At 67.2% G+C, this 19,003-nt stretch carries 17 protein-coding genes; 13 read left to right on the top strand and 4 right to left on the bottom strand.

Annotation, left to right across the window (positions count from 1 at the left end; genetic code table 11):
- Nucleotides 1-193: 193 nt before the first annotated feature.
- The 3 genes from Q0X16_RS05140 to Q0X16_RS05130 all read right to left on the bottom strand — a co-directional run bounded on the left by Q0X16_RS05140 (nucleotide 194) and on the right by Q0X16_RS05130 (nucleotide 4,513).
- On the bottom strand, nucleotides 194-1,399 hold the full coding sequence (locus tag Q0X16_RS05140; protein WP_297831463.1) for an acetyl-CoA C-acyltransferase: 1,206 nt from the start codon (nucleotides 1,397-1,399) through the stop codon (nucleotides 194-196).
- Nucleotides 1,400-1,490: 91 nt separating this feature from the next.
- Nucleotides 1,491-3,863 carry a 3-hydroxyacyl-CoA dehydrogenase/enoyl-CoA hydratase family protein gene (locus tag Q0X16_RS05135; protein WP_297831460.1) on the bottom strand — a complete coding sequence of 791 codons (2,373 nt, stop codon included), beginning with the start codon at nucleotides 3,861-3,863 and terminating at the stop codon, nucleotides 1,491-1,493.
- A gap of 20 nt (nucleotides 3,864-3,883) precedes the next feature.
- Entirely contained in the window at nucleotides 3,884-4,513 is a 630-nt protein-coding gene (locus Q0X16_RS05130) for a TetR/AcrR family transcriptional regulator (RefSeq protein ID WP_297831457.1), read from the bottom strand.
- A gap of 226 nt (nucleotides 4,514-4,739) precedes the next feature.
- Between Q0X16_RS05130 and Q0X16_RS05125 the strand changes: the two genes are divergently transcribed.
- The 12 genes from Q0X16_RS05125 (at nucleotide 4,740) to Q0X16_RS05070 (ending at nucleotide 17,676) form a co-directional block, all read left to right on the top strand.
- Nucleotides 4,740-6,509, top strand: coding sequence for a GAF domain-containing sensor histidine kinase (locus tag Q0X16_RS05125; protein WP_297831454.1), 1,770 nt, complete (start codon nucleotides 4,740-4,742; stop codon nucleotides 6,507-6,509).
- Between the two features lie 30 nt (nucleotides 6,510-6,539).
- Nucleotides 6,540-8,024 carry a DUF3369 domain-containing protein gene (locus Q0X16_RS05120; RefSeq protein WP_297831451.1) on the top strand — a complete coding sequence of 495 codons (1,485 nt, stop codon included), beginning with the start codon at nucleotides 6,540-6,542 and terminating at the stop codon, nucleotides 8,022-8,024.
- A 173-nt stretch (nucleotides 8,025-8,197) separates the two neighbouring features.
- Nucleotides 8,198-8,623 carry a nucleoside-diphosphate kinase gene (gene ndk, locus Q0X16_RS05115; protein ID WP_297831447.1) on the top strand — a complete coding sequence of 142 codons (426 nt, stop codon included), beginning with the start codon at nucleotides 8,198-8,200 and terminating at the stop codon, nucleotides 8,621-8,623.
- A 34-nt stretch (nucleotides 8,624-8,657) separates the two neighbouring features.
- On the top strand, nucleotides 8,658-9,836 hold the full coding sequence (rlmN, locus tag Q0X16_RS05110) for a 23S rRNA (adenine(2503)-C(2))-methyltransferase RlmN (RefSeq protein WP_297831466.1): 1,179 nt from the start codon (nucleotides 8,658-8,660) through the stop codon (nucleotides 9,834-9,836).
- Nucleotides 9,826-10,635, top strand: coding sequence for a tetratricopeptide repeat protein (locus Q0X16_RS05105; RefSeq protein WP_297831443.1), 810 nt, complete (start codon nucleotides 9,826-9,828; stop codon nucleotides 10,633-10,635). The genes rlmN and Q0X16_RS05105 overlap by 11 nt, the downstream gene beginning before the upstream one ends.
- The gene (locus Q0X16_RS05100) at nucleotides 10,632-11,441 is read left to right on the top strand and encodes a RodZ domain-containing protein (protein ID WP_297831441.1); all 810 of its coding nucleotides are present in this window, start codon (nucleotides 10,632-10,634) and stop codon (nucleotides 11,439-11,441) included. Before Q0X16_RS05105 ends, Q0X16_RS05100 begins: the two co-directional genes overlap by 4 nt.
- 71 nt (nucleotides 11,442-11,512) lie before the next feature.
- Complete coding sequence (locus Q0X16_RS05095) at nucleotides 11,513-12,160, top strand: tetratricopeptide repeat protein (protein WP_297831437.1); 648 nt, start codon at nucleotides 11,513-11,515, stop codon at nucleotides 12,158-12,160.
- Entirely contained in the window at nucleotides 12,160-13,341 is a 1,182-nt protein-coding gene (gene bamB, locus Q0X16_RS05090; RefSeq protein ID WP_297831434.1) for an outer membrane protein assembly factor BamB, read from the top strand. Before Q0X16_RS05095 ends, bamB begins: the two co-directional genes overlap by 1 nt.
- Before the next feature lie 60 nt (nucleotides 13,342-13,401).
- Nucleotides 13,402-14,802 carry a ribosome biogenesis GTPase Der gene (der, locus tag Q0X16_RS05085; RefSeq protein ID WP_297831431.1) on the top strand — a complete coding sequence of 467 codons (1,401 nt, stop codon included), beginning with the start codon at nucleotides 13,402-13,404 and terminating at the stop codon, nucleotides 14,800-14,802.
- Complete coding sequence (locus tag Q0X16_RS05080; protein ID WP_297831428.1) at nucleotides 14,799-15,392, top strand: molybdenum cofactor guanylyltransferase; 594 nt, start codon at nucleotides 14,799-14,801, stop codon at nucleotides 15,390-15,392. Before der ends, Q0X16_RS05080 begins: the two co-directional genes overlap by 4 nt.
- 24 nt (nucleotides 15,393-15,416) lie before the next feature.
- Nucleotides 15,417-16,520 (top strand): molybdopterin-synthase adenylyltransferase MoeB, encoded by a 1,104-nt coding sequence (gene moeB, locus Q0X16_RS05075; RefSeq protein WP_297831425.1) that lies wholly within the window; start codon nucleotides 15,417-15,419, stop codon nucleotides 16,518-16,520.
- A gap of 97 nt (nucleotides 16,521-16,617) precedes the next feature.
- The gene (locus tag Q0X16_RS05070; protein WP_297831422.1) at nucleotides 16,618-17,676 is read left to right on the top strand and encodes a DUF2272 domain-containing protein; all 1,059 of its coding nucleotides are present in this window, start codon (nucleotides 16,618-16,620) and stop codon (nucleotides 17,674-17,676) included.
- Nucleotides 17,677-17,681: 5 nt separating this feature from the next.
- On the opposite strand, the gene Q0X16_RS05065 is transcribed toward Q0X16_RS05070, so the two are convergent.
- The gene (locus Q0X16_RS05065) at nucleotides 17,682-17,888 is read right to left on the bottom strand and encodes a hypothetical protein (RefSeq protein ID WP_297831419.1); all 207 of its coding nucleotides are present in this window, start codon (nucleotides 17,886-17,888) and stop codon (nucleotides 17,682-17,684) included.
- A 211-nt stretch (nucleotides 17,889-18,099) separates the two neighbouring features.
- Here Q0X16_RS05065 and folD point away from each other — a divergent pair, with 211 nt between their 5' ends.
- Nucleotides 18,100-18,960: a bifunctional methylenetetrahydrofolate dehydrogenase/methenyltetrahydrofolate cyclohydrolase FolD gene (gene folD, locus Q0X16_RS05060; protein WP_297831416.1), complete on the top strand. Its 861-nt coding sequence runs from the start codon at nucleotides 18,100-18,102 to the stop codon at nucleotides 18,958-18,960.
- Nucleotides 18,961-19,003 lie beyond the last annotated feature (43 nt).

Raw genomic sequence — 19,003 nt, 5'->3', positions numbered from 1 at the left:
GCACCCACATTGGCCTGGTCGAAGCGACGATCCGCTTCGCGCTCGACAACGAAAAACTCAACGACTCGGTGCGCCACCTGATGCAACGCGCACTGGACGAAATGGGCGTTTCCGAGGGCTGATCGTTTGGCGCTTCAGGTCGGCGCTTCAGGTCGGCACTTGCAGCGGCGGCCGGCGTTGCTTCCCGCGACGACTACAGCGCCTCGAAAATCCCCGCCGCGCCCATGCCGGTGCCGATGCACATGGTCACCATGCCGTACTTGAGCTTGTGCCGGCGCAGGCCGTGAACGATCGTCGCGGTGCGCACCGCGCCGGTGGCGCCCAGCGGGTGGCCCAGCGCGATCGCGCCGCCCAGCGGATTGACCTTGGTGGGGTCGAGCTTGCAGTCGTGGATCACTGCCAGCGATTGCGCGGCGAAGGCTTCGTTGAGTTCGATCCAGTCGAGCTGGTCCTGGCTCATCCCGGCCTGCGCCAGCGCCTTGGGGATCGCGGCGATCGGGCCGATGCCCATTACTTCCGGGCGCACGCCAGCTACCGAGAAACTGACGAAGCGCGCGAGCGGGGTCAGGCCGTAGTCCTTGATCGCCTGTTCCGAGGCCAGCAGCACCGCGCCGGCGCCGTCGCTCATCTGCGAGGAGTTGCCGGCGGTGACGGTGCCGCCGAACTGGCCGTTGCGGAACACCGGGCGCAGTTTGGCCAGGCCTTCCAGTGAAGTGTCCGGGCGCGGGCCTTCGTCGTTCTCGACCAGAAGCTGTTTCAGTCGGATGGTGTTGCCGCCGAGATCGGGCTGGTGGCTGACGACGTCATAGGGCGTGATCTCGTCGCGGAATTCGCCTGCCGCCTGCGCGGCCAGCGCTTTCTGGTGCGAAGCCAGCGCGAACGCATCCTGCGCCTCGCGGGTCACCTTCCACTCCTCGGCGACCTTTTCCGCGGTGATGCCCATGCCGTAGGCGATGTTGACGTGGTCGTTGTCGAACACCGACGGCGCCATCGCGACCTTGTGGCCCATCATCGGCACCATCGACATCGACTCGGTGCCACCGGCCAGCATCAGGTTGGAATTACCGAGGCGGATCTCGTTGGCCGCCAGCGCCACCGCCTGCAGGCCGGACGAGCAGAAGCGGTTGATGGTCTGGCCGGGAATCGAATTGGGCAGGCCCGCCAGCAGCAGGCCGATGCGCGCCACGTTCATGCCTTGCTCGGCCTCGGGCATGGCGCAGCCGACGATCACGTCGCCGATGCGCGTGACGTCCACGCCCGGCGCCTGCGCCAGCACCGACCTGAGGACGAAGGCCAGCATGTCGTCGGGGCGGGTATTGCGAAACACGCCGCGCGGCGCCTTGCCCACCGGGGTGCGGGTGGCGGCGACGATGTAGGCGTCCTGGATCTGCTTGCTCATCTGGAATCTCCGGAAGATGGTTCTGCGCCCCGTGCGTCGGGGCGCGATCGTGCGGCGGCGCCTCCAGGCGGGAGCGGCGCCTGAAGGCGGTTCAGTTCCTCAGCGGCTTGCCGGTCTTGAGCATGTGCGCGATGCGGGCCTGGGTCTTTTCCTGCTGCGCCAGCTCGACGAAGTGCTGGCGTTCGAGCTTGAGCAGCCAGTCCTCGTCCACCAGGGCGCCGCGGTCGACCTTGCCGCCGCACAGGATGGTGGCGATGCGCTCGGCGATCTCGTAGTCGTAGGGGCTGATGAAGCGCCCTTCGAGCATGTTGACCAGCAGCATCCTGAAGGTGGCGATGCCGACGTCGCCGGCCACCGGGATGCGCCGCGCGGGCAGCGGCGGGCGGTAGCCGCCCTCGGCCAGACCGCGCGCTTCGGCCTTGGCGATGTGCAGCAGTTCGTGGGCGTGGAACACGACCTTGTCGCCCGGACGCATCAGGCCCAGTTCCTTGGCGTGCAGGGCCGAGGTCGAGACCTTGGCCATCGCCACGGTCTCGAACACCTTCTTCAGTTCGGCGAACACGTCGCCGCCGGGCCCTGCGGCCGCCGAGGCGCGCGCGGCGAATTCCTTCAGCCCGCCGCCGGCCGGCAGCAGGCCGACGCCAGCCTCGACCAGCCCGATGTAGCTTTCCAGATGCGCCACGGTCCGGGCACTGTGCATCTGGAATTCGCAGCCGCCGCCCAGCGCCAGCCCGCGCACGGCGGCGACCACCGGCACCAGCGAATACTTGATGCGCTGGCTGGTGGCCTGAAAGCCGGCCACCATCGCCTCGAACTCGGCGATCTTGCCGGCCTGCAGCGCGCCCAGCGCGCCGGCGAGGTCGGCGCCGGCCGAGAACGGCTCCTTCGGCTGCCAGACGACGAGGCCGGCGAAGTCGCGCTCGGCGCGTCCGACCGCTTCCTGCATGCCCTCGATGACGGCGTCGGAGACGGTGTGCATCTTGGTCTTGAAGCTGACCACGGCGATGTCGTCGCCGTCGTGCCACATCCGCAGGCCGTCGTTCTCGAACACGGTTTCGCCCGGCGCGAAGCGCTCGCCCAGCATCGGGTCGGGGAAGCGCTGGCGCTTGTAGACGGGCAGGGCGGAGCGCGGCTGCAGGGCATTGCGGCTCGGGCTGAAGCTGCCTTCCGGCGTATACACGCCCTCGCGGCCATCCAGCACCCAGTCGGGCAGGGCGGCGTCGCTCATCGCCTTGCCGGCGGCGATGTCCTCGTTGATCCACTGTGCGGTCTGCCGCCAGCCGGCGGACTGCCAGGTCTCGAACGGGCCTTGCGTCCAGCCGTATCCCCAGCGGATCGCCTGATCGACGTCGCGGGCGGTATCGGCGATCGCGGCCAGATGGAAGGCGGCGTAGTGGAACAGGTCGCGGAAGCAGGCCCACAGGAACTGCGCCTGTGGATGGCTGGACGCGCGCAGCTGGCGGAATTTTTCCGCCGGATCCTTCTGCTTCAGGATTTCGACCAGTTCCGGCGCCGCGGCGCGATCGGCCAGGCGGTAGTCCTGCGTGGCCAAGTCGACGACGTGGATGTCCTTGCCGACCTTGCGGAAGATGCCGGCGCCGACCTTCTGCCCCAGCGCGCCCTTGCCGATCAGCGCGTCCAGCCACGCGGGCGACTTGAAATAGCGGTGCCAGGGATCGTCCTGCAGGGTGTCGCCCATGGTCTTGATGACGTGGGCCATGGTGTCCAGGCCGACCACGTCGGAGGTGCGGTAGGTGGCCGACTTCGGCCGCCCCAGCAGCGGGCCGGTCAAGGCATCGACCTCGTCGAAGCCCAGCCCGAAGGCGTGGGTGTGCTGGATCACCGACAGGATCGAGAACACGCCAATGCGGTTGCCGATGAAGTTCGGGGTGTCCTTGGCGTGGACCACGCCCTTGCCGAGCTGGGTGGTCAGGAAGGTTTCCAGCCTTTCAAGCACGGCCGCATCGGTGGTCGTGGCCGGAATCAGCTCGGCCAGATGCATGTAGCGCGGCGGGTTGAAGAAGTGCAGGCCGCAGAAGCGGTGGCGCATTTCCTCCGGCAGCACCGATGCCAGCGCGTTGATGCCCAGCCCCGAGGTGTTGCTGGCAAGAATCGCGTGCGGCGCAACCGCTGGAGCGATCTTGCGGTACAGGTCCTGCTTCCAGTCCATCCGTTCGGCGATCGCCTCGATCACCAGGTCGCAGCCTTTCAGCAGATCCAGCCCGGAGTCGTAGTTGGCCGGGGTGATGGCCTCCGCCAGCGCCTTGCTGGCCAGCGGCGCGGGACTGAGCTTGCCGAGGTGGGCGATGGCCTTGAGCACGACCCCGTTCGGGTCGCCTTCCTTCGCGGCCAGATCGAACAGCACGGTATCGATGCCGGCATTGGCCAGGTGGGCGGCGATCTGCGCGCCCATCACGCCGGCGCCGAGCACCGCGGCGCGGCGTACAAGTAGTTTGTCAAACATGTTCTATATCTCCTTGATATTCAATCTTCAGCTTGGAAGCCGGCGGCGGCAAACCGGATGAGCGCATTGGCCGCGCGCTGTCGATGGCTGGCCTCCGACGTCCCGGTCGGGCGCTTGATCAATCCGAAATCCGCCATGGCGTAGGTGAGCGCACCGGCAAGGAAGTCCAGACGGAAATACAGGGTTTCCTTGCCCAGTCCGGGAGCGCATTCGGAAATCGCTTTGGCGAACTCGCGCAGCACGTGGCCGTAGCGGTCGGACAGGAACTTGCGGAGGCTGGCGTTGCTTTCGGCGTAGGCGCGGGCGATCACGCGGATGAAGTCGGCGCCGCCGTGGCGGTCCTGCGCCATCGCCAGCGCCGGTTCGACGAAGGCGGCAAGGATCGGTTCAAGCTGCCCTGGCGCGTCCTTTCTGGCTGCTTCCAGTGCGGCAAGGCGCTGTTCGCTCATCGTGTCCATGCGACGCCGGAACACCTCGTTGACGAGGTTTTCCTTGCTGCCGAAGTGGTAGTTGACCGCCGCGATGTTGACGTCGGCGCGCCCGGTCACCTGTCGCAGCGAGGTGGCGGCGAAACCCTGCTGCGCGAACAGCACTTCCGCCGCATACAGGATCCGATCCTTGGTCGAGAAGTTGCGCGTGTGGGTGTGCATCTGAGGGCCTGAATCAAACGCTTGTTTGAGAATAGCCGTACCGCTGCGTACGGTCAAGCAGGCATCGAGCGGCCATCCCACCAGCCCGGAGCGGCCGGTTGCGTGCCCCGGCAACTGACGGTACAACGGGATGCAGACGGCGATCCATCCGGCCAACGGCGTTGGGCAGGGGGCGTGCATGAGCGATCGGCTCGAAACGGCTGGAACACGGGAACGGTCGAGTCCGATGGCCGTCGCCCATGCGTTGCTGGCCACCGACCGCTTCACGCGAATCGCCAGGATCACCGAGGAATACCTGCAACCGCGGTTTCCGGGTGTGCGTGCCGCGCTGTGGTGGACGCTGCGTACCGGCGAAATCGAACCGCGGCGGTTGCACTGTTCGCCGCAGAGCGCACGGGCCTGGGCCAGCGCCGAGCAGGCGTGGCACATCCTTGAAGGCGGGCGTGAAAGCGGAGGCGAGGGCAGTGGCCCACGTCTGTACGGATTGACGATGGTTTCGACGGAGTCCAGCCGAGCGGTTCTGCAGCTGCGGATCGGGGCTGCGGAACTGGCAACGCTGAAGTCCGACCCGGAGGCCGTCCAGCTCTCCGGACTGCTTTCCAGCCGGCTGGCCAATCTCATGGAAACGCAGCGCCTCAAGGGGGCGGTGCGTCGGCTGGAGCGTGCGGAAGCGGTCCAGCGCGTGGTCTACCGCATTTCCGAACTCACCAACGCCAGCATCGGCATGGACGCGTTCTATGCCGCCGTGCACGAGCAGATCAACCTTCTGCTTTATGCAAGGAACTTCTACATCGCGCTGTTGACCGACAACGGAACCGCGCTTGAATTCCCCTACGCCGTCGACGAGTACGATGCGGCGGAAGATTTTGCCGCGCACTCCGCGTTGGGTCACGGCGCCACCGAATACGTGCTGCGCACCGGCAAGCCCCTGCTGATGGACCGCACGACGCACGACCGGCTGATTGCGGCGGGAGAAATCGTGCAGATCGGCGCGCCGGCCCGGACCTGGCTGGGCGTGCCGCTGGAAATGGATGGCGCCGTCGTCGGCGTGCTGGCCGTGCAGAGCTATTCCGAGGAAATCGGCTATGGCCTGGCGGAGCAGAAGCTGCTCGCCTTCGTTGCCCAGAACATCGCCATCGCCCTGCAGCGCAGGCAGGCTGCCGATTCGTTGCATCGTGCCTACGCCCAGCTTCGTGATCAGCTTGAAGAATTGAAGCGAACCCAGTCGGACCTGATCGAAAACGAAAAAATGGCCTCGCTGGGGCGGCTGGTGGCCGGCGTCGCCCACGAGATCAACACGCCCCTGGGCATCGGCGTCACCTCCGCCTCGCACCTTGACGAGATATTCAAGGGCATCGAACGGTCGGAGGAGATCGCGGATCTTCCGGAGCTGGCGCGATCCGTGGCCAAGGCGCGCCGCTGCGTCGATCTGATCCTCAACAACCTCGGCAAGGCCGCGCAGCTGGTACGCAGCTTCAAGCAGGTCGCGGTGGATCAGACGAACGAGGTGTGGCGGCTGGTCGAAATGCGGGAATTTCTCGACGACGTGCTGGCATCGCTGCATCCGCGCATCAAAGCCACCTGCCATCGCGTGGAGGTCGAGTGCCCGCCGGATCTCGCGTTCGAAACGCTGCCAGGCGCGTTGTACCAGATCGTTTCCAACATCGTCCTCAATGCCTTGCTGCACGCTTTCGACGAAGGACAGGCCGGCATCATCCGGATCGCCTGCAAGCAGGAAGACGGAAAAGTCGAAGTGACCGTCAGCGACGATGGGGCGGGAATGCCGGAGGCGGTTCGCCAGCACGTCTTCGAGCCGTTTTTCACCACCAAGCGCGGCCACGGTGGTACCGGCCTGGGGCTGCATCTGGTCTACAACCTCGTCACCCAGTTGCTGGGCGGCAGCATCGCCTGTGCAAGCCGGCCTGCTGGCGGCACCCGTTTCGTCATCCGCCTGCCCCTTGCGCCGGACGCGGCTTCGGTGCATACGGAAGGCTGAGCAGTCGTATCGCCTTCACGGGGGAACTCGATGTCCGCACACGCGCCCTGGAAAATCCTTGTCGTCGATGACGAACCCGGGGTGCGTGAAATCACCCGCATCGTGCTCGAAGACATGCAGTTCGACGGTCGTGACGTGGAAATCGTCGATGCGGCATCCGCGCAGGAAGCGCGTGAAATACTCGCCAGGGAAAAGGGCATCGCGCTGATGATCGTGGACGTGGTGATGGAGAGCGACCACGCCGGTCTCGACCTGGTCCGCCACGTCCGCGACCAGCTGGGCAACCGCCTGGTGCGCATCATCCTGCGCACCGGCAACCCGGGACAGGCGCCCGAGCGCGAGGTGATCCGCACCTACGACATCAACGACTACAAGGAAAAGACCGAACTCACGTCGAACAAGCTCGAAACCACCGTGTTCGTGGCGCTGCGCGGCTACCGCGACATCGCCATGATCGACGCGGCGCGGCGCGGCCTGGAGCGGGTGGTGGAAGCCTCCGCGCAGATCCATTCGCGCCAGCACAGCCACGAATTCGCCTCGGCGGTCCTGGCGCAGCTGGCGACGCTGACCGGTTTGCAGGAAGGCGCCCTGTACTGCTCGATCCCGCGCGCCAACCACGTGGATGCGGGGCCTGTCCTGGTGACTGCGGCTACCGGGGCGTTCGAGCCGCACGTCAGCGATACCATCGAGCGCAGCCTGCCCGAGGCCATGCTGGACAGCTTTCGCACGGCTTGCGCCGACAAGGCGCATGTTTTCAGGGAGGATCACTACGTCCTGTACTTCACCGATTCGCGCGATTCCGAGAACCTGCTGATCGTCGCCGGTGCGCCGCAGATGACCGAGATGGAGCTGCACCTGATCAAGGTGTTCTGCACGAATGTCGGAATCGCCTTCGAGAACCTGCACCTGCACCGGGACCTGCTGGAAGCGCAGCTGGAAATGATCCTGCTCCTGGCTGGAGCGGTCGAATCGCGATCGCACGAGACCGCGAACCATGTCAAACGCGTCGGGCTGCTCGCCCACATGCTGGCAACGGAAATCGGTCTTGACGCGCAGACAGCCGACGCCCTCAGGCTTGCCGCGCCGCTGCACGATGTTGGCAAGATCGCGATCCCCGACCAGATCCTCAACAAGCCGGGGCGATTCACCCCGGAAGAAATGGAAATCATGCATACGCACGCCGAAGTCGGCGCGCAACTGCTGGAGCAATCGCAACTGCCGATGATCCAGCTGGCGGCGGAAATCGCCCGCACCCACCACGAAAACTGGGACGGCAGCGGTTATCCGCGCGGGCTGAAGGGCGAGGACATCCCTTTGAGCGGACGAATCACCGCGCTGGCCGACGTGTTCGACGCGCTGGGCAGCCGGCGCTGCTACAAGGAAGCGTGGATGCCGGACCGGATCGTCGAATTGCTCACCGAACAGCGTGGCGTCAAGTTCGAGCCGCGGCTGGTCGATATCCTGCTGGAACGCTTCGACGAGGCCGAAGCCATCCGCCGGGCGCTGCCCGACTGAAAGCGCCCCCGCCAGCCTGTTTCGCGCCTTGAGGCATGCGGGACATCTGGGTTTGGGTCGAAAAATCCATTAGAATTGCCCGCAGGCATGTTTGCCAAACCCGCGTCAGAACGCGGGTTTTTCTGTTATCCTCGGGTGTTCCGGCATGGACGCCCATCAACCGGAGAAAATCCATGGCGCTGGAGCGCACCCTGTCGATCGTCAAGCCCGATGCCGTTGCCAAGAACGTCATCGGCGAAATCTATTCCCGTTTCGAAAAAGCCGGCCTGAAGGTCGTGGCCGCCAGGATGAAGCACCTGTCCAGGCAGGAGGCCGAGGGTTTCTACGCCGTCCACCGCGAGCGCCCGTTCTTCTCCGCACTGGTCAATTTCATGAGTTCCGGCCCGGTGATGATCCAGGTGCTGGAAGGCGAGGGCGCGGTGCTGAAGAACCGCGAGCTGATGGGAGCCACCAACCCGAAGGACGCCGCCGCCGGCACCATCCGCGCCGACTTCGCCGACAGCATCGACGCCAACGCGGTGCACGGTTCGGACTCGCTGGAGAACGCGGCGATCGAGATCGCCTACTTCTTCCCGGCCACCGACGTCTACGCCCGCTGATCCGGCCGTGAGCGACGCGCCCGCCCTCGTCAGCCTGCCTGCCGCAGCGGGCGAGGGCGCGCGCACGGACACGACCGACAGAACCAACATCTTCGACTTCGACCGCGCCCGCCTCGAGCGCTTCTTCGAGGAGCAGCTGGGCGAGAAACCCTTCCGCGCCCACCAGGTGATGAAGTGGATCCACCACCGCTACGTCACCGATTTCGGCCAGATGACCGATCTGTCCAAGCCGCTGCGCGGCAAGCTGGAAGAACGCGCGGTGGTGCACGCGCCGCAGGTCGTCTTCGAAAAGCAGTCCGCCGATGACACCCGCAAGTGGTTGCTCGGCATGGATGCGAAGAACGCCATCGAGACCGTCTACATCCCCGACAAGGGGCGCGGCACGCTGTGCGTGTCCTCGCAGGTCGGCTGCGCGCTGAACTGCGCGTTCTGCTCCACCGGCGCGATGGGCTTCAACCGCAACCTGTCCACCGCCGAGATCATCGGCCAAGTGTGGATCGCCGCGCGCGCGCTGGGCAACGTGCCGCACCAGCAGCGCAAGCTCACCAACGTGGTGATGATGGGCATGGGCGAGCCGCTGGCGAACTTCGACAACGTGGTGCGCGCGATGAGCATCATGCGCGACGACCTCGGCTACGGCCTCGCCAACAAGCGCGTGACGCTCTCGACCGCCGGGATGGTGCCGCAGATCGACCGCCTGGCGCTGGAAAGCGACGTGTCGCTGGCGGTGTCGCTGCACGCGCCGTTCGACGAGTTGCGCAGCCAGATCATGCCGATCAACCGCAAGTACCCGCTGCCGACCCTGATCGACGCCTGCGTGCGCTACGCGCTGCGCAAGAAGGGCGAATCGGTCACCTTCGAATACACCCTGATGGACGGCGTGAACGACCAGCCCGAGCACGCCCGCGCGCTGGTCAAGCTGCTGCAGGACTTCGACCGCCGGGTGCAGATGAAGGGCGCGGCCAAGATCAACCTGATCCCGTTCAACCCGTTCCCGGGCACGCAGTTCAAGCGGCCCACGGACGAGGCCATCCGCGGGTTCCAGAAGCTGCTCAACAACGCCGGCATGATCGCGCCGGTGCGGCGCACCCGCGGCGACGACATCGACGCCGCCTGCGGCCAGCTCAAGGGCAAGTTCGTCGACCGCACGCCGCGATCGGCCAAGATCCGCAAACAGCAACAACAGCGACTGGGGGTGCACGGTGCGGCATAGCGCGTTCGTGATCGCGGTGCTGGCCTGCGGCTTGCTTGGCGGCTGCAGCCAGCTGGAGCGGCTGACGATCATCCGTCCCAGCGCGCATATACGAAGCACCACACAGGTGGCGCCGACCTATGACGTGTCGGGCCGGCACAGCCGAAAAGCCGGCGATGCCTACCAGCTGATGGCCTCGGCCACCGACTATTTCCAGCGCGGCGAATACGACCAGGCCGAGCGCCTGCTGCAGCAGGCGCTGCGCATTCCGCGCGCAGCCGCCGATGCCAACACCCTGCTCGGGATGATCGCCGACGCGCGCGGCCAAAGTGCCCTTGCCGGCAAGTATTACGAGGCGGCAACCGTCGCCGCGCCCAATGGCGCTCCCTATGCCAACAACTACGGCAAGTGGCTGTGCGCGAACGGACGCCCCGCCGATTCGCTGGCCTGGTTCGAGCGCGCGCTCGGCAATCCGGCCTACACGACCCCGGTGGCTTCGCTGTCCAACGCAGGGGAATGCGCGCAGGCGGCCGGGCAGGCTGATCGCGCCGAGCGCTATTGGCGTGCGGCGCTGGGCATGGACCCGAAGGCATTGCTGGCGCTGTCCGGCATGGCCCGGCTGGAATTCGCGCGCGGGAACTACATGGACGCCCGCGCATTCACGGAGCGCTGGCTGGCCCTGGCCCCCACGGATCCGGCTGGATTGCGTCTTGCCGCGGACACGGAACAGAAACTGGGCGACAACGCGGCCGCTTCGCGCTATCTTTCCCGTTTGCAGGCGCTCTCCCCCGGCACCCCTCCTGTTCCACCGACGCAATGACCGCCCCTCCGAACCTGAACCCGGATCATGTCGCCCTTGCCGGCTGCGGCCAGCGTTTGCGGGCAGCGCGAGAGGCGGCGGGGTTGAGCGTCGAGGACGTGGCGCTCCGGTTGCGCATGACCACCCGGGTGGTGCGCTCGCTGGAAGCCGAGGACTGGTCTCGTCTTGGCGCGCCGGTGTTCGTGCGCGGACAGGTGCGCAGCTATTCGCGATTCCTGGGCCTGACCACGGCGCCAATGATGGATGCGCTCGACGTTGGCCCGGTCGAGCCCACCAGGCTGGTCAGCCGGACCCATACCCCCAAGCTGCAATGGTGGGCCGAACAGATCGGACGTCGTCTGGTTTACATCGTACTGACGCTGTCGCTGGCGATCCCGGCATGGGTGGCGACCCGCCAGCATCTGGGTGCGGGCAGCGAAGGCGTGGCCGCACTCGACGCGCCGGTGACGTCGCCGGTCGACGGTGCTGCACAGCCGGCGCCACCGCGCACCTTGGTGGCTTCGCTGGCGCCGGTCGCGGCCGCGGAAGCGCCGGCTGCTGCACCCGCGCCTCCCGGCATCGTGCTGCGCACGCACGGGGAGTCCTGGATCGAGGTCGTCGGCAACGATGGACGGGTGCTCGAGAAGGCCCTGCTACCGGGTGGGAGCGAACGCCATTTCCTGCCGGGGTTGGTGCGCAACCTGACCATTGGCGACGTCGCCAACGTGGAATTGGTGAATGGTGGCCACCCCGTGGAGTTCGCCAGGCAGGCGGGCGTGGCCCGCTTTGCGGTATCCTCCGACGGCTCATTGGTGGCCACGGACTGACGGCCCCGGCGGGCCACGATCGTTCCTGATCACGACCAACCACCCACCTTGGACGGCGGGCGAGAGGCAACATGGCAATTGACGATTTGCTCGTCGACGAGCACGAACAAAGCGAACGCGTTCGCAACTGGCTCCGCAACAATGGCATCGGCATCATCGCCGGCATCGTGCTCGGCTTGGGCGTGATCTACGGCTGGCAGTGGTGGCAAGGACGCCAGTTGCAGCAGCGGATGGAAGTCAGCTCGCGCTATTCCCAGGCGATGGATGCGCTTGCACAGGGCCGGATCCCGGCCGACAACGGCAAGGCCCTGATCGCCGATCTCGACCAGCACAACACCACTCTGGCGACCCTGGCCGCGCTGGAAACCGCGAAGGCCCTGGTCGAAGCCAACAAGCGTGACGAGGCGATTGCCGCGCTGCGCGGCGTGAAAACCGTCGACCCGAATCTTGCACCCGTGCTGCAGGAGCGCCTGGCGCGGCTGCTGATCGATGCGCAAAAAACCGACGACGCGCTGGCGCTGCTCAAGGACGATCGCGATCCGGCCATGCTCGATGCCCGTGGCGATGCGCAGTTCGCCAAGGGCGACCTGGCCGCTGCGCGGGAATCCTACAAGCGCGCGCTCGCCCTGGTGGACGTTGGCGACCCGCAGCACCGCCTGATTACCCTGAAACTGATCGAAGCCGGCGGCACGCCGCCGCATTCCGAGGACAACAGCTGATGAAGCCGGCCCGACGCCACACGTTCCGCCTCGTTGTCGCCACCGCCCTCGCCGTGGCCGTTCTTTCCGGCTGCACCTCGGTCAAGAACCTGTTCGGTGGCCGCACCAAGGACGAGACCGGGGTACCGGTAAAACTGGAAAGCATCACTCCCAGCGTCACCGTCAATCGCCTGTGGACGGCCAACGTCGGCACCGGCGAGAAATACCTCGGCATGGGCCAGCATCCGGTGATCGAGAACGGTACGGTTTACGCTGCGGCGGTCACGGGCGGCGTGCACGCCTACGAATTGTCCAGCGGACGCGAATTGTGGTCCTACGCCTCCGATCTCAAGCTGACCGGGGGGCCGGGTGCGGGCGATGGCCTCGTGGTCGTGGGCGGGCTGCAGGGCGACGTGATCGCGCTCGACGCCTCGACCGGGCAGGAGAAGTGGACCGCCAAGGTCGGCAACGAAATCCTGTCCGCGCCGGTGATCGGCGCCGGCATGGTCTTCGTCCATTCCAACGATGGCCGCGTCACGGCCTTCGACGAGACCAGTGGCGAGCGCCGCTGGTTCTACGAGAGCGACCTGCCGCCTCTGACCGTGCGCGGCAACGGCAGCCTGACCATGGGCCCGGGCCTCGTGTTCTTCGGCACCGACGGCGGCAAGCTGGTTGCATTACGCGCCAGCGACGGCAACGTGCTGTGGTCCACGCCGGTGGCCGAGCCCGATGGCCGCACCGAACTGGAGCGCATGGCCGACGTCGATGGCGAGCCGGTGCTGGATGGCACCACCCTTTACGCCACCAGCTTCAAGAACCACACCGTCGCCATCAACGGACCCAGCGGGCAGATCATGTGGGACAGCGAGCACGGCGGTGCGCGCGGTCTGGGCGTGAGCAACTCCGCAGTCGTCGTCACCGACCCGAAGAGCTACGTGAACGGCCTCGACAGGAACACCGGCGGCAGCCTGTGGCAGCAGACCGGATTGCTCAACCGGCGGGTGACGGCGCCGACGGTGCAGGGCGATTACGCCGTGGTCGGCGACTTCGAAGGCGTGATCCACTGGATCCGCCTGAGCGACGGCGCCTTCGCCGCGCGCAGCAACCTCGGCTCCGCGATCAGCGGCAAGCCGGTGGTCGCCAACGACATCGTCGTGATCCAGAGCAGCGACGGCAAGCTGGCGGCGTTCGCGCTGCAATGAACCGCGCGTGCCGGCCGCGGCTGCAGCCGGACGCACAGCGCGGCCGGGGAGGCTAGGCACATGCTCCCGCTGGTGGCCCTGGTCGGGCGGCCCAACGTGGGCAAATCGACCCTGTTCAACGCGCTGACCCGCTCGCGCGACGCGCTGGTGCACGACCAGCCCGGCGTCACGCGCGACCGCAACTACGGCGTTTGCCGGCTGGCCGAGGACCGGCCATTCGTCCTCGTCGATACCGGCGGCATCGCCGGCGAGGACGCCGGGCTTTCCGGCGTGACCGCACGCCAGGCGCGCGCCGCCGCCGCCGAATGCGACCTGATCCTGTTCGTGGTCGATGGTCGCGAGGGTCGCTCCGGCCTGGACGATGAACTGGCCAGGTGGCTGCGCACGCTGTCAAAGCCGGTCGTCCTGATCGTCAACAAGACCGACGGCATCGACGTGCAGGCGGCCCTGGCCGAGTTCGCACGCTACGGTTTCGACAGCGTGCTGCCGGTGTCCTCCGCCCACCGCACCGGCCTCGACTCGCTGCTTGCACGGGCGCTTGCCCTGCTCCCCGAGGCGGGCACCGCGGAAACGCTGGACGACGATCCCAGGCGGATCCGGATCGCCTTCGTCGGTCGTCCGAACGTGGGCAAATCGACGCTGGTGAACCGAATCCTCGGCGAAGAGCGGATGATCGCCTCGGAAGTTCCTGGCACCACCCGCGATTCGATCGCAGTCGATCTCGAGCGCGACGGCCGGCTGTATCGCCTGATCGACACCGCCGGCCTGCGCCGCCGTGCGCGTGTGGAGGAGGCGGTCGAGAAGTTCTCCGCGCTCAAGACCCTGCAGGCGATCGAGCAGTGCCAGGTCGCGGTGCTGCTGCTCGATGCCAGCGAAGGTGTCACCGATCAGGATGCGACCGTGCTGGGCGCCATCCTCGACGCCGGTCGCGCGCTGGTGGTGGCGATCAACAAATGGGACGGCCGCAGCGACTACGAGCGGCGCCAGGCCGACGCCATGGCGGCGCGCAAGCTGGTGTTCGTGGAATGGGCCGAACTCGTGCACATCTCGGCATTGCATGGGTCCGGCCTGCGCGAGCTGTTCAAGGCGATCCACCGCGCCCACCATTCGAGCACGCGCCAGTTCACGACCTCGGAAGTGACCCGTGCTATCGAGGCGGCCAGCACCGCCAATCCGCCGCCGATGGTCCGCGGGCACGCCCCCAAGCTGCGCTTTGCGCATCCCGGCGGCGACAGCCCGCCCACCTTCGTGATCCACGGCACCCGCCTGAAATCGCTCCCGCAGTCGTACCTGCGCTATCTGGAAAACTTCTTCCGCAAGCGCTTCAGGCTGGTCGGTACGCCGGTACGGCTGGTGCTCAGGGAAAACAGCAATCCTTACGCCGGTCGCTACAACGCGCCGACCGAGCGCCAGATCGAGCATCGCCGGCGACTGATACGTCATCGCAAACGCAGCGAATGAGCCTTGTGGCAGAAACCGTCACCCTGGGCCTGCTGGCCGGTGGCCGCGCCAGCCGCCTGGGCGGGCTGGACAAGGCCTGGCTGCGCTGCAACGGCCAGCCGCAGATACTGCGACTGATCGAACGTTTCGCCGACCACTGCGGAACCGTGCTGGTCAGCGCCAACCGCTCGCTGGAGCGCTACGCGGCGCTGGGGTTGCAGGCGCTGCCTGACCGGCATCCCGGCATCGGGCCGATCGCCGGTCTGGAAGCGCTGGCCGCCGGATGCGAAACGCCCTGGCTGCTCACGCTGCCGGTGGACGCGCTGGACAGCGACGCTGCCCTGCTTGAAGCGCTGACGGCCGCAGGTGGGAAGGGCGCGGTCGCGCAGGATGCGGACGGTCTGCAGCCGCTGTTCGCGCTGTACCGCACGCAGGCGCTGCGCGAGGCCGTCGCGGATGCGATCGCTGCCGGCCGGCACGCGGTGCGCGGCCTGCAAAGCGCGATGCGGATGCCGGTGGTGCGCATGGATCGGGCGCGGTTCGGCAATCTCAATACGCCGGAGGCGCTGGCTGCCGCCGGCTGCATTCCGGACCCCGATGGGGAACCCTGAAGCGCGCGGCTTCATACTATCGGCATGACCTCCGCCGAGACCGCCTCCGGAATCCGTCCAGCCGAGGCCCGCAAGCGCCAGCTGGCCGGCGTGCTGTTGATCGACGTGCGCAGCGACAACGAGCGTGCGCTGGGAATGGCCGACGGCGCGCTCGGGGTAGTCCGCGAGGATCTGCTGCGCGATCCGGCTCGCCATATCCCGGACCGCGATGCGACGGTCATGCTGCTGTGCGAGGCGGGTGTACGTTCGCAGCAATGCGTGCAGGCGTTGCGCGATCTCGGCTACGCCAAGGCCCTCTCGGTCAGCGGCGGCACCGAGGCGTGGCGCGCCGATGGCCTGCCGATGCGCACGCCCGACATCGACGCGGATTTCAGCGAACGCTATGCGCGCCAGATCCGCCTGCCGGACGTGGGGCTGGAAGGGCAGCTACGGCTGGAACGCGCCCGCGTGCTGATCGTCGGCGCCGGCGGGCTGGGGTCGCCCGCCGCGCTGTATCTGGCCGCCGCCGGCATCGGCAATCTGCGGCTGGTGGATGCCGACGTGGTCGATCGCAGCAACCTGCAGCGGCAGATCCTGCACGCCGATGGCCGCATCGGCTGGCCCAAGGTCGATTCCGCGGCGGCGGCCGTCGCTGCGCTCAATCCGCGCACCCGGATCGAAGCCATTGACGAACGACTCGATGCCGGCAACGTCGAACGCCTGCTCGACGGCATCGACGTGGTGCTGGACGGCAGCGACAACTTCCCGACCCGCTACCTGCTCAACGATGCATGCGTGCGGCTGGGCAAGCCACTGGTGTATGGCGCGGTGCAGCGCTTCGAAGGGCAGGTGTCGGTGTTCGACGCCGGCCGCCGGCGTGGGCAGGCGCCGTGCTATCGCTGCGTGTATCCGCAGCCCCCGCCAGCGGGCGCGGTGCCCAGTTGCTCGGAGGCCGGGGTGCTGGGCGTGCTTCCGGGCGTGATCGGGATGCTGCAGGCCACCGAGACCGTCAAACTGGTGCTTGGGCTGGGCGAATCGCTGGCCGGGCGGCTGCTGCAATTCGATGCGCGGTCGATGCGTTTCCACGAGCTGCGCATCGCGCCCGACCCCCGGTGTCCGGTTTGCGCCGCCGATTGCGCTTTCCTGTAAGGGAGCCAATGGTTGGATTCGGGCAAGCCACGGCATCTGGCCGATGCGACGCGCCCGGAAGGATCGGCATCCAATCGATCAAAGGGAGTTGCCGCTGATGTACCGTCACCGTTGCCTGCGTCACCTGTTTGCCCTGTGCATGCTGCTGATGGCCGGTTCGGCCTGGGCCGGCGATCCTTGCCCGGAACTTGCGCAGCGCCAGTCCGATCCGATGGTGGCCACCCGCATCGGTGCGTTTGCCTGCGACGAGAACCTGCGTTGGAACCGTCCTTTCTTCGACAGCGAAGGCCGCCTGGCCAGCGCCACCGTCTATGAGGCGGAAAACAGCGGGCTGGCCGACGGCTCCTCGCCTTGGCGGCGGGTGGCGTTCTACTGGCAATCCAGCGGACTGCTGCGTTCGGTTGCCCAGCGCCCGGGCGCAAGCGACTGCAGCTATGCGTCCGGCAATCCCTCCTACGCGGGACCGAGTTGCCGCGGCTTCGTGATCGACACCCCGTGGTCCGCGGCCTTCATCAGCTGGGTCGCACAGCGCGCAGGCATTCCCGGTTTCACCCTGTCGGCCAGCCATTACGACTACGTGCGTGCGGCCCGATCCAATCCCGGAAGCAGCCCCTACGGCTATGCCGACCCGAGGACGGTGAAACTCGCCCAGGGTGATCTGCTTTGCTATGTCCGCGCCGGCCGAATCTACGGTTTCGACGGCCTGACGGCATTGATCGACCGCGGCGGCGCGGCGGGCTTGCCAATGCACTGCGACTTCGTGGTCGGCACCGACGACGGCCACGCCTACACGGTGGGCGGCAATGTGCAGCAGGCGGTCACCCTGCGGGTGCTCGACATCAATGCCAGCGGCCAGGCTTGGGGCCTGCCGCAGCGCGAATCGGGAAACGTCGCCTGTTCGCCGGACCAGGTGGCCGTGTGCAGCTTCAATCGCCAGGATTGGGCGGTCGTGCTCAAGCTCAAACCCCAGGACGAACTGGCGAGGCTTGGCCCGGTGACGCCGCGCTTCAACGCGCCACAAGGGCAGGAGCCAGCGCAACCGCGCTGCTGCGTGAACTGCGTGCTGGGATCCGGCATTCCGCGCTGCCCGGCGCCGGGAACCCTGCAGCCGCCGGCCGATCCGGAAACCGCGGAACCGATCCAGGGTTCGGACTGAACGAATCAGGCCGCAGGGGGCGCCGCCTGGGCGCTGCGCGACCTTGGTTTGGAGCGCTGGTCGATCTGGACGCCCAGCACGGTGTTGCAATGGATGCAGGTGAAGCACAGGCAGCGCGCCTTGCTGGAGCCTTCGACGACGCCAACCACGTTTTCCACGTTGACGTGCAATACCCGCTTGCCGCACTTCGGACAGAGTCCCTGGATCGCCATACGCACCTCGGACTGTCAGCAGCTGTCGGCCGAAGACTGGAAGCGGACAACCGGACGGTTGCCCTGCGCGGATTCGGCCCCGGCCCGCGCAGATCCTGCGCCGATAACCTACACCGCTTTTCGGCGGCCGTCACCGCCCCGCGAAGCCAGTTCGCAAACCAGCGGGCGGCTGCGCGATAATGGTGGCTGACCAGCAGCCCCCGCGTGCCGGATGACCGCCAGAATCCTCGATGGAAAGCGTATTGCCGGCGAACTGCTGGACAGTTTGAAAGCCCGTGTGGATGCCAGACTGGCGGCAGGCAAGTCGCGCCCGGGGCTCGCGGTGGTGCTGGTTGGCGGCGACCCGGCCTCGGCGGTCTACGTCCGCAACAAACGCCATGCGGCGAAACGGGTCGGCATCGAGGCGTTCGACTTCGATCTGCCCGAAGGCACGACCGAGGCCGAACTGCTGGCCCTGATCGACCGCCTCAACGCCGACCCGAAGATCCACGGCATCCTCGTGCAACTTCCGTTGCCGGGCATCAGCGACGCCAGTGCGCTGATCGAGCGCATCCATCCCAACAAGGACGTGGACGGCTTCCATCCGCAGAATGTCGGCCACCTGGCGCTGCGCCAATTTGGCCTGCGCCCGTGCACGCCGCGCGGCATCACCACGCTGCTGGCGTGGACCGACCGCCCGGTGCGCGGGCAGAGCGCGACGATCGTCGGAGTCTCCAACCACGTCGGCCGGCCAATGGCGCTGGAGCTGCTGATCGCCGGCTGCACCGTCACCAGTTGCCACAAGTTCACGCCTTCGGATGTCCTGCGTCGGCACGTCGGCGAGGCCGACATCCTGGTGGTGGCCGCCGGCAAGCCCGGGCTGATCCCGGGCGAGTGGGTGAAGGAGGGCGCAGTGGTGATCGACGTCGGCATCAACCGCCTCGACGACGGCCGGCTGGTCGGCGACGTCGGCTTCGAGGCCGCCGCGCAGCGCGCCAGCTGGATCACGCCGGTCCCGGGCGGGGTGGGGCCGATGACCGTGGCGACCTTGATGCAGAACACGCTGGAGGCGGCGGAGCTGGCGGGCTGCTAACGCTTGGAAGCCCCGTCGCGGCGTCTTGCCTGCCCATGGCCTC

The organism is Thermomonas sp. (assembly GCF_025993755.1).
In the GTDB taxonomy this organism is placed as follows: Bacteria; Pseudomonadota; Gammaproteobacteria; order Xanthomonadales; family Xanthomonadaceae; genus Thermomonas.
The sequence above is the reverse complement of the archived record's forward strand: the minus strand, read 5'-3'. Positions and strand labels throughout refer to the sequence as shown.